The following is a 10,658-nucleotide window of genomic DNA, read 5'->3' as shown; positions in this document are numbered from 1 at the left end:
TAAATAATTATGACACTGAAACAATTCATATATCTCTTGCCTCGCTTGGTTAAATATAACCTGAAGATTATCTTTGCAGGGAAATTCATCTGGTTTCTCCTGGCGGCATTTCTGTTCTTTGCCTATTTCATGTTCCAGATTGCTTGGAGCCGATCGGAGGTCAATGAAGGGGTGGTCTACAACCTCCTGATGTTCCCCTGTGTCCTGTTGGTGTTCTATCCTGCTGTTTTTGGTATCCAGAACGATGAGGATAGCCGGATACTGGAAATCCTTTTCGGCATCCCCGACTATAAATATAAGGTATGGGGTGTCCGTCTACTGATGATCTACGTGGCGATCTTCGTGATCCTGATCGTCTTTTCCTGGTTGGCTACGCTCTTGCTTTATCCTGTCAACCTTCTTGAGATGTCGGCTCAGCTGATGTTCCCGATCCTTTTTTTCGGGAACCTCGCCTTCATGTTTTCCACCATTACCCGCAGTGGTAACGGTACTGCCGTTTTGATGATTATCATCGGCATCGCCCTGTTGATCTTCAGCAATACGCCTCTTATTGAGCGTTCTTTTTGGAATATCCTCCTCAATCCTTTCTCCATCCCCCGCAATTCCCTGCCGGTCATCTGGGAAAGCATCATCATCAAAAGTCGCATCTTCCTCCTGGTCGCCAGTACCATCTGGATGCTGATCGGGCTTCTGAACTTGCAAAAGAGGGAGAAGTTTGTTTGATTGCGAGCCCGGTGGAAACCTTTGATAGTCTACGTCATATAACGAACGATTTAGGGTATGTGTTATAGAGGAGATCGCTCTCTTCCTTGATGGGCACTTGATTGGGGTGAGCTATATGGAAGGCCAACGTGCCTATGTGAACGAAATTTCTTATTAATAAAAGTTTTCGGGTTCTTCGCCACTTTCGGGGCAGTATTTCATTGTCAAAATCCGAGAAATAAAGGAGTTCGGACTTATTTTGAAAATAGGGAATTATACATACCTTCATATGTTTGAATTGCCGATAAATAAAGAGATGCAGGCAAATAGATTGCCCCTAAATTGACGAAGAACCAAGTATTTCCCATTTCCTCTGTCACTGTATCACTGATTCCTTTTTACCAATTGATATTCAACTTGTTTGATTAGTGATATATGCCCGTTTTCTCTATCACTACGGTATCACAACCCTATCACTGGCAACTTGGATGGGAAACAGGTATTCCGCTTATACATATCTGTATATTAGTATATTACAAATAAAACAAACAATAAACACTTGATTCCCATCCCTGTAAATCATTCGATTATTTTGTGTAAAAACGGCTATAAAATAGGTGAAACCGGGTGGTTTTTATTGTCCGGCAAGGCACTTTAGTTGCCGGACACCCCCATGTTACACCCTTTTACACCCGGATGTACCGGCTCCCTACACCCGGATGTAAAGGATGGCAACATGGGGGTGTTTACGGAATTATCTGCTTGTTTCTGCTAAAAAAAGAGAGGGCTTTTGTGGAATGAAGAACCGTATTTTGTCAATTTAATACCTATTATATTCGTTTTTACATTTGTTTATTCGATTATTTTATATGCTTTTTCAAAAGTAACAGAAAGCAATATGTTGGTTTCCAATCATATGATAAAATGTCCTGTTTTAGGAGTGATAGAGGCAGTGATACAGGAAAACATCCTGTATCACTGCTATAACACTTGAATATCAATATCTGAAACTTTTGTAGTGATAGAGTGATAGAAGATTTGCAGAAAACTTCGTATGTAGATCACAACCTTGGAAAATTTTGATGCGGTTGTCTTGGATTTTGACATCCTTTTCTATAAATTTTCCCTATTATTTCGCCTTTTCCTCTTTCAATAGCGGCCAGTTCGGGTCCGGTCTGTGTTCACGGACCATGATATCTTTCAGTTCTGCTACTTTTTCAGGATACTGGTCCAATATATTGTGCCGTTCCGACGGGTCGGACGCCAAGTTATACAGTTCATAATAGGGCTTGTCGCCGCGGATATTCATGTGGACCAATTTCCACGGTCCTTTGCGTACGGCTTGGCGACCGTTCAGTTCCTGGAATTCGAAATACAGGAATTCATGTTCCTTCTGTCCTTTCCGGTTTTCCAGGAGGGGAAGCATGCTGACGCCGTCCATTTCCTTCTGTTTGGCTTTCGGATGGATGATTTCTTCGAAGGTCGGTAATACATCCCAGAAAGAGCACATAAAGTCGGTTTCCGTATTCGGTTGGACATGTCCGGGCCAGGAAATGATCATCGGGACACGGATACCGCCTTCGTACAGATCCCGTTTATATCCGCGATAAATGCCGTTGCTGTTGAAGAAATCGGGATCGGCGCCCCCTTCCATATGAGGGCCGTTATCGCTCGCAAAGATGATGATGGTGTTATCATATAAACCTTTGTCTTTTAACTTTTGGATGATCTGCCCGACATAGACGTCCAGACGGTAGACCATAGCGGCGAAAGTTGCATGTGGATGGAACTGCGAACAGTAACCTCCCTTGCGGAAAGCCGGGCTGCCAGGTTCGGTTCCTTTGTAAGGCTTTTCCGGGTACATACCGCGAAATTTCTGTATGATGCTGTCTTCCGGAACAATCAGCTCCGCATGCGGAATGATGGTCGGATACCACATGAAGAACGGTTCGTCCGGATTCATATTGTCCAGATATTCTAGTGCCTTTCCATGAATAAGATCTTGAGAGTAAGTCCCTTTTCCGTACTGTACATTCAGGTTGTTGTCTTCGAGTTCCACTCGTTTGTCGTTGTCCCAGAGGTGGTCGGGGTAATAACTGTGTGCCAGCAATTGGCAATTATATCCGTAGAAAGTATCGCAACCCTGATTTTTAGGATCGCCGGTCGAACCGATATAGCCCAGTCCCCATTTGCCGAAAGCGGATGTCTTATATCCTGCATCTTTCATTACTTCGAAGATGGTGCGGGCATCGTCGGGAAGCGGGAACTGTCCTTCCGGATCAAGTTCGAGATTACCGCGTACAGGGGTATGTCCGCTGTGCGTGCCTGTCAGCAGACAAGAGCGGGAAGGGGCACTGACAGTTGTCCCCGAATAACACTGCGTAAAGCGCATTCCGCTTTGTGCCAACTTATCGATGTTGGGCGTCTCGAACTTTTCTTGTCCGTAACAACTTAGATCGCCATAACCCAAATCGTCTGCAAGGATAAAAACGACATTCGGTTTCTTGTCCTTATTCTTCTCTGCGTGAATGAAAGGAGTTGTCAGCAAAAGGCCGGTCGAAATTAGAATTGCCTGTTTCATGATATATGTTTTTTGTTAGGATGCTTACAAAGTTATATTTTTTCTAAGGAATAAATGAAAAAGCAATCCGTGAATTTTTTGACAGATGAAAAATCGTACCTTTGTACAGTCGAACAGATAAAAAGAAAAGAACAGTGGCAAAGATAGTGGAAACACCTTTAATGAAGCAGTATTTCGATATAAAGGCAAAACATCCTGATGCAATCCTGTTATTCCGTGTAGGCGACTTTTACGAAATGTATGGCGAAGACGCTGTGACCGGAGCCGAAATACTGGGTATCGTACAGACGAAAAAAGCGAACGGACCGGGGCAAACGATCGAGATGGCCGGTTTCCCTCACCATGCATTGGACAGCTATCTGCCCAAACTGGTGCGTGCCGGTAAGCGCGTAGCTATCTGCGACCAGCTGGAAGATCCGAAACTCACAAAGAAATTAGTGAAACGCGGTATCACCGAATTGGTAACTCCGGGTGTTTCTATCAATGACAATATACTCAACCATAAGGAAAACAACTTCCTTGCTGCCATTCATTTTGGTAAGGATGTCTGTGGAATTGCATTTCTCGATATCTCTACCGGCGAGTTCCTGACAGCCGAAGGAACCGTTGATTATGTGGATAAACTGCTGAATAATTTTTCACCGAAAGAAGTATTGGTCGAACGGGGTAGCCGTAAACGTTTTGAAGAGGCTTTCGGTCCTCGGTTCTTTATTTTTGAACTGGATGACTGGGTGTTTACTTCGGAAGCTGCCAACGACCGGCTTCTGAAACATTTCGAAACGAAGAACCTGAAAGGTTTCGGTGTCCAGCATTTGAAATTGGGAGTCGTAGCTTCGGGGGCCATCCTGTATTATCTGGATCAGACGCAACACACCCATATTTCGCATATCACCTCTCTTTCCCGTATCGAAGAAGATCGCTATGTGCGCCTCGATAAGTTTACGGTGCGCAGCTTGGAGCTGGTCAGCACGATGAACGAGGAGGGGACGAGCTTGCTGGATGTGCTGGACAAGACCGTTTCCCCGATGGGATCGCGTATGTTGCGCCGTTGGATATTGTTCCCTTTGAAGGATGTGAAACCGATCCATGAGCGCCAGGACGTAGTGGAATATTTTTTCCGCCATCCCGAAGTGAAAGAACTGCTGGAAGAGAAGCTGGAACAGATCGGTGATCTGGAACGTATTATTTCCAAAGTAGCGGTCGGTCGCGTCTCTCCCCGCGAAGTGGTACAGTTGAAAGTCGCCCTTCGTGCCATCGAGCCGATCAAGGAGGCTTGTACGGCAAGCGATGAGCCGAGCCTTTGCCGTATCGGCGAACAGTTGAATGCCTGTGCCCTGATCCGTGACCGGATAGAAAAAGAGATCAACAACGATCCGCCTTCTTTGCTGAACCGGGGCGGCGTGATTGCGACAGGCGTGAACGCCGAGCTTGACGAGTTGCGTGCAATCGCTTATTCGGGTAAAGATTATCTTTTGAAGGTACAAGCACGGGAAATAGATCTGACAGGCATATCGAGCCTTAAAATCGGTTTCAACAATGTTTTCGGGTATTATATCGAAGTGCGTAACGCCTACAAGGACAAAGTCCCTGCCGAATGGATACGCAAACAGACTTTGGTGAATGCCGAACGTTATATTACCGAAGAACTGAAAGAATACGAAGAAAAGATATTGGGAGCGGAAGAGAAGATACTTTCGTTGGAAGCCCGTCTCTTTAACGAACTGGTGCTTTGTCTTTCCGAATATATTCCGCCTATCCAGATGAATGCGAACCTGATCGGTCGTCTGGACTGTCTGCTCTCATTTGCCAAGGTGGCTGAAAGCAACCGTTATATCCGTCCGGATGTGAATGATTCGCAGGTGATCGATATTAAGGCTGGCCGCCATCCGGTGATTGAAAAACAATTGCCTATCGGCGAACCTTACATTGCCAATGATGTCTATCTGGACGATGAAAAGCAGCAGATTATCATTATCACCGGACCGAACATGGCCGGTAAGTCCGCTTTGCTTCGCCAGACGGCTCTGATTACGCTGATGGCGCAGATCGGTTGTTTCGTCCCAGCCGAATGCGCTCGTATCGGGATTGTGGATAAGATATTTACACGTGTGGGAGCTTCGGATAACATTTCGGTCGGAGAATCCACTTTCATGGTGGAGATGAACGAGGCTTCGGATATCCTCAACAACATGTCTTCCCGCAGTCTTGTCCTGTTTGACGAATTGGGACGCGGGACAAGCACATACGACGGTATTTCTATTGCCTGGGCGATTGTCGAATATATCCACGAACATCCCAATGCCCGTGCGAAGACATTGTTTGCCACGCATTATCATGAGTTGAACGAGATGGAGGCTTCTTTCAAGCGTATCAAGAACTACAATGTTTCGGTGAAGGAGGTCAATAACAAAGTGATCTTCTTGCGCAAACTGGTTCCCGGAGGCAGTGAACACAGTTTCGGTATCCATGTGGCCAAGATGGCGGGTATGCCGAAAAGCATCGTAAAGCGTTCCAACGAAATCCTGAAACAGTTGGAAACGGAAAACCGTCAGGAGGGGATTGCCACGGAAAAACGCAAAGGCAGTATCAAAAGCAAGCCTGTAAAAGGAATCGCTTCATCGGCAGACGGCTATCAGCTCAGCTTCTTCCAATTGGATGATCCGGTACTCAGCCAGGTGCGGGATGAGATCAAGAATCTGGATGTAAACAACCTGACACCTCTGGAAGCCCTGAATAAGCTGAGCGAGATACGAAGGATTATTACTGGGAAATAAAAACGACTACTGGTGTTTATCTGGGGATCTCCTCACCATAAAAGATAAGGTCTCTCTTATGTCGCATAGGGTATTTATCTGAGAGGTATGTCGAAACAAAATCCTGCATACTGATAGCCATAATTTAAGTACGGATTACACGGAAGTAAAATAATTTATCCGTGAAATCCGTGTCTAAAAGATCGTGATAGATAAAGAGCCTCTCTCTTTTTTTCTTGTCTTTTAACAAACCTGGATAACAGGTATGTCTAACAGGAAAGCTATCTTTTTTAGTTTATCCGCAACATGTCCGATACCGATTGCACAGTGGTGTGAAGGACCCGCCTTACTCCATCGGTTCATAAAGGTGCGGGCTCCGCAACTGAACCTGTAGCGGCTGTTCGTGTTTCCTATGTGCAGGGTGGGTCCGTCGGTCGATTCTCCCTCTGCGATAAGTAAAAATACGCCATCATTATTTTCACATACGGAAAGAAAAGTGACAGGTCCCTGTTTGACGCGCATCTGAATGGACAATCCTTTGCCCGGTTTACCGTGATATACGGGTAGCGGTACGAGGCTGACCTTTCCCTCGGCAATGGCGAAATGAGCCGGCCCGTCATGTCCCCATAAAACAACATCGTCATTGAAGTCTATGGCATACGGTTCAGAGAATGAACCTCCGGCATCTAAAAGAGAAAGGAGCTTCATGGCTTGTACGTTCTTTACTTCGCACTCGCCTGCTACCGGGATGCCGCGTCCTGTAAGTAGGGTATTGCCGGCTATTACGGAAGTCACGATATTTTCATAATCGTTTCCTTTCCAACCTTCGTAGTAGTAGGCCATTGAACTGAGGTTGTGGGCTTCGGCCAGTTTATCGAGTGCGACAGAGGTGCGGGCAGCACGATCCAATTCGTATTCTTCACAATGCGGGTCGACTTCAAACTTCATGGAAAATTCCAGACGTTTTGCTGTTCGTTCGTCTTCCGTTACAGCATCCCGGTAAGCTTTGAGTTCGCACATTTCGAGAAGCTCTATGTGAGTGCCGAAAGTGAAGGATTGCCGGGTAATGTCGGTGTAAACGTCCAGCATACCGCAATAATAGTGTCCGAGAATACCCATCCGGTTGTTACGCATCCCTTGTACGGCCCTTACCGCATCGATCCAGTTTTCGATTTCGTTCCATACGTATGGTTCTTCGAGGTAACCGGTCAGGATGTCGTATTTGATGCCGGCACGGTTGAATACGCAGGCAAATTCCGGAGTGGAACAGGCTTGGCAGTGAGCCAGCCATTCGCCGGTCATTTTTCCACGGTCGCCTAATCCGTTGATATAATCGTAATTTATGGCGGCTACGGGTTGTATGTTGAGCAGGATAACCGGAATCTTGATGCGCTGGGCGATCGGAAGGATCGTTGAGGAAAGGGCATAGGTCGAAATAAAGTAAGCATTCGATAAACTCCCCCTTTCATTCTAAAAATGTGATATTACTTTTGTAATCAAAGTAAAAAAGCTCAATTGTTATGTCACATCAATGGACCATGGAAGATTTTGAATCTATTTATTCCCGTTTCAAGTCGAGCGGACTGTCAGTTATGGATTTTTGTTCGAATGAATGTATTCGTCCCAAACGTTTCTACGAGTGGCGTTCCAAGCTGTTGCGCAAAGGCGGCTTTATCCCGGTAAAGGTAAACAGTAAGGGCCAGGTCAGTCTTCCCCATAAGGAGAAATCCCTGCTGTCTGCCCCTCCGGTCAGCCCGTCGCCAATTCCCCAGCCGCTATGTGAGATCTCCTATCCCAATGGCGTCACAGTCCGCTTGAACAGCCCTTTGTCACCGGAGGTATTGCAAACCCTGATATTTTTGAATTCAAACCGTTAGCCTATGTTTTCTTTGAATGAATCCAACAGATATTATCTTTACCCGTATCCGACAGACATGCGTAAGAGTTTTTATACGCTTAGCGGCATCGTGACCAACCAGATGGGAAAGAATGTACGGGACGGTGACGCTTTCATTTTTATCAATGCGAATTGTACCTGTATGAAAATCCTCCATATGGAATATGGTGGTCTGGTGATATACCATATGAGGCTGGAACATGGGCACTTCCATCTGCCGGTCATAAATACGGAGGAAGGTCGGATTAAAGCGATTGAAACCTTCTGGAATGACCTTGTGATGATGGTTCAAGGAATGGACGGCAGCAAGGTCAGGCGTTATAAAAGGAGTGGTTTCCATGGGTTGTAGTTGTAACAAATTATAACATATACAATGCCGTATTCCGGCTGTTTTTTAGTATCTTAGCATCATATTTAAACGATTATGCCAACCGATAAGGAATTACTGATAAAGGATCTCATGCACAAATGCGACTGTCTGTATAGAGAAAACAGCCGGTTGAAGGAGATGGTGTCCACGCAGCCCCTTAAAGCTGCGGACAAAGAGGTGTATGAGGCTTTATTGTCTGACAAGGATGCCATAATCGCCCAAAAGGAAGCAAAAATCAACAGTCTGGAGCAACGTGTATCCTATCTTGAACGGCAGTTGTACGGTAAGAAGGCGGAAAAGTTCATAAAGCCTGACGCCCAGGACCGCTGGCTGGATTTTGAAGGCTTTGACATGCTTCCCCAGGAGGCTGAAGCCGCAGAAGAAGCAGAAAAGGAGTTGAAGGCTACCAGAGAAGCGATCATCGCCCGTAAAAAAGCGGGGAAGCAGCATCCTGCGAGAAAATCCCTTCCGGAGAATCTTGAGCGTGAGGTGGTCCATATATATCCCGAAGGGTATAATCCGGAAGAGTGGACGCTCCTTCCCGGAGAGGAAGTGACCGAGATCCTTATGCACGAGCCCGAGAAGTTCTATATCCGCAGGATAGTGCGCCATACAGCCAAACGGAAGGGTACAAACGAGTTCAAGACCGGCCCGCTTCCCGTCATGCCAATAGCAAAGAGCTATGCCTCTGCCTCATTGCTGGCAGACATGATGATAGGGAAATATGTGGATCACATACCGTTCCACAGGCAACTGGAACAGTTCAAACGTGTGGGGGTACATCTCCCCGCGTCAACGGTCAACGACTGGTTCAAGGATGTGGCGGATTTGCTAAGGCCCCTTTACTTCCGATTATGGGAGCTGGTGATGCAGACTGACTACATACAGTCGGATGAAACGACAATCCCCGTGATGAATGACGAGAGACACAAGACGGTCAAAGGTTATATCTGGCTTGTGCGCAGTGTCATGACCGGACGTCAGTTCTTTTACTATGACAAGGGTTCCCGAAGTGGAAAGGTGGTGCTGAAACTCTTCGGCAAGTTCCGGGGAGCCATACAGACGGACGGATACGAAAGGTACGAGATGCTGGACGCCAAGAAAGGTATTATCCTTCTTGGCTGTTGGGCCCATGCACGCAGACATTTTTGGGAGGCAAGAAAGAATGACATGCAGCGTGCCGACTATGCGCTCGCACAGATACAGTTGCTTTATGACGTGGAGCGTAAGGCTGACGATGAACGCCTGACTTACGAACAGAGGGCTGAACTTAGGGCACGTCTTGCATATCCCATACTTGTGCGCTTCGAGAAATGGCTGGTCAATGAATATCCCAAAGTAATGAAAGACAGTCCGATCGGAAAAGCCATAAAATATACATACGGAAGGTTCGACAAACTCTCCAGGTACCATCTGGACGGTCGTTACAGACCGGATAATAACGAGATAGAAAATAAAGTGCGGCCTGTCGCGTGCGGCAGACGTAATTACCTGTTCTGTGGCAATAATGATGCCGCTGAAGATGCGGCGGTGCTCTACTCGTTCTTCGGCTGCTGCAAGGCTGCCGGGGCTGACTTCCGCACGTGGCTGATCTACTTCCTTGAACATATACATGATTATGACGATGACTACTCGATGGATCTGGCCGAATTGTTACCTGACAATCTGTTATCCAAGGGCAAGATATTATCCGTTACGTCACCGGAATCTCCCAAGAAAGACTCCTGATACCTTCGTAAATCTCGCCTAAACACGGGAAAACTACCGTTTTATGCCAATCAAGACGGGAAAATAGGGAATAAAGTGCCGTTTTTATCTTCATTATCCCCGATAAATAGGGAAAATAAGGGAAAGAATACCCTTTTATACCAATTATGGCGGGAAAGTAGGGATAAAAATATCGCTTTATCACATTTGTCACAGGAAAATAAGGGGCAAAGGGGAAAAACTTCCTTTTATCCGCTCCATTAGTAGGGATAATATCAATTACTATAGAACCCGCACATCTTTGGGTTGAATTGATGTAACAATAAATCATAGAACGATAAAATGAATAAACGACATTATGAACATACGTTACCCAATATACGAGGGAGTTTATCGAATACTTACGAAATAAAGATGAAGAGGATTTCTATGTCTTCACTTTTTAAAACTTCTGCTGTCTGGGCTGCCTTTTCCGGGCTGTCTACCATTCCCCCGTCAATCACGGTTGCCTGTAAGCCGGACATACGTTCTTTTATCATTCTTTGGTAATCCGTCAATCGGGAGAGAAGCCCTTCGAATTGATTCCAATAGGTGTTCAATCCGACTCCGATCAGTCCGACTTTAACTTCCTTTTTTGTTGTATTCATG

7 protein-coding genes and 1 pseudogene are annotated in these 10,658 nt (G+C 46.0%); 5 read left to right on the top strand and 3 right to left on the bottom strand.

All coding sequences use genetic code 11. The features are described 5' to 3' along the window. Positions 1 to 9 precede the first annotated feature (9 nt). Positions 10 to 723 (top strand): carbon starvation CstA family protein, encoded by a 714-nt coding sequence (locus NQ542_RS14270; protein ID WP_005639576.1) that lies wholly within the window; start codon positions 10 to 12, stop codon positions 721 to 723. A 1,108-nt stretch (positions 724 to 1,831) separates the two neighbouring features. Here NQ542_RS14270 and NQ542_RS14265 read toward each other — a convergent pair. Then, a complete protein-coding gene (locus tag NQ542_RS14265; RefSeq protein WP_005639561.1) occupies positions 1,832 to 3,283 on the bottom strand; it encodes an arylsulfatase in 1,452 nt (483 codons plus the stop codon). A 161-nt stretch (positions 3,284 to 3,444) separates the two neighbouring features. On the opposite strand from NQ542_RS14265, the gene mutS reads away from it, so the two are divergent. Beyond that, positions 3,445 to 6,057 carry a DNA mismatch repair protein MutS gene (gene mutS, locus NQ542_RS14260; RefSeq protein ID WP_005639557.1) on the top strand — a complete coding sequence of 871 codons (2,613 nt, stop codon included), beginning with the start codon at positions 3,445 to 3,447 and terminating at the stop codon, positions 6,055 to 6,057. A gap of 222 nt (positions 6,058 to 6,279) precedes the next feature. Here mutS and NQ542_RS14255 read toward each other — a convergent pair. After that, positions 6,280 to 7,476 (bottom strand): annotated as a pseudogene (locus NQ542_RS14255) (arabinose isomerase); the annotation flags it as partial. A gap of 80 nt (positions 7,477 to 7,556) precedes the next feature. Here NQ542_RS14255 and tnpA point away from each other — a divergent pair. From tnpA to NQ542_RS14240, 3 genes are all read left to right on the top strand, one after another. After that, a complete protein-coding gene (gene tnpA, locus NQ542_RS14250) occupies positions 7,557 to 7,913 on the top strand; it encodes an IS66 family insertion sequence element accessory protein TnpA (RefSeq protein WP_004319780.1) in 357 nt (118 codons plus the stop codon). 3 nt (positions 7,914 to 7,916) lie between these two features. Then, complete coding sequence (gene tnpB / locus NQ542_RS14245; protein ID WP_004312010.1) at positions 7,917 to 8,282, top strand: IS66 family insertion sequence element accessory protein TnpB; 366 nt, start codon at positions 7,917 to 7,919, stop codon at positions 8,280 to 8,282. Positions 8,283 to 8,357: 75 nt separating this feature from the next. Further along, entirely contained in the window at positions 8,358 to 10,031 is a 1,674-nt protein-coding gene (locus NQ542_RS14240) for an IS66-like element ISBf10 family transposase (RefSeq protein ID WP_004312011.1), read from the top strand. Positions 10,032 to 10,411: 380 nt separating this feature from the next. Here NQ542_RS14240 and NQ542_RS14235 read toward each other — a convergent pair whose 3' ends face one another. After that, positions 10,412 to 10,657, bottom strand: coding sequence for a hypothetical protein (locus tag NQ542_RS14235; protein WP_227945695.1), 246 nt, complete (start codon positions 10,655 to 10,657; stop codon positions 10,412 to 10,414). Between the last annotated feature and the right edge of the window lies 1 nt (position 10,658).

This window comes from Parabacteroides merdae ATCC 43184 (assembly GCF_025151215.1).
GTDB lineage: Bacteria > Bacteroidota > Bacteroidia > Bacteroidales > Tannerellaceae > Parabacteroides > Parabacteroides merdae.
This window is presented reverse-complemented; position numbering and strand designations above follow the sequence as displayed.

Coding starts and splice junctions, on each gene's coding strand:
- tnpA (WP_004319780.1), top strand. CDS start 7,557: ATGTCACATCAATGGACCATGGAAGATTTTGAATCTATTTATTCCCGT.
- mutS (WP_005639557.1), top strand. CDS start 3,445: ATGAAGCAGTATTTCGATATAAAGGCAAAACATCCTGATGCAATCCTG.
- tnpB (WP_004312010.1), top strand. CDS start 7,917: ATGTTTTCTTTGAATGAATCCAACAGATATTATCTTTACCCGTATCCG.
- NQ542_RS14235 (WP_227945695.1), bottom strand. CDS start 10,657: ATGAATACAACAAAAAAGGAAGTTAAAGTCGGACTGATCGGAGTCGGA.
- NQ542_RS14265 (WP_005639561.1), bottom strand. CDS start 3,283: ATGAAACAGGCAATTCTAATTTCGACCGGCCTTTTGCTGACAACTCCT.
- NQ542_RS14240 (WP_004312011.1), top strand. CDS start 8,358: ATGCCAACCGATAAGGAATTACTGATAAAGGATCTCATGCACAAATGC.
- NQ542_RS14270 (WP_005639576.1), top strand. CDS start 10: ATGACACTGAAACAATTCATATATCTCTTGCCTCGCTTGGTTAAATAT.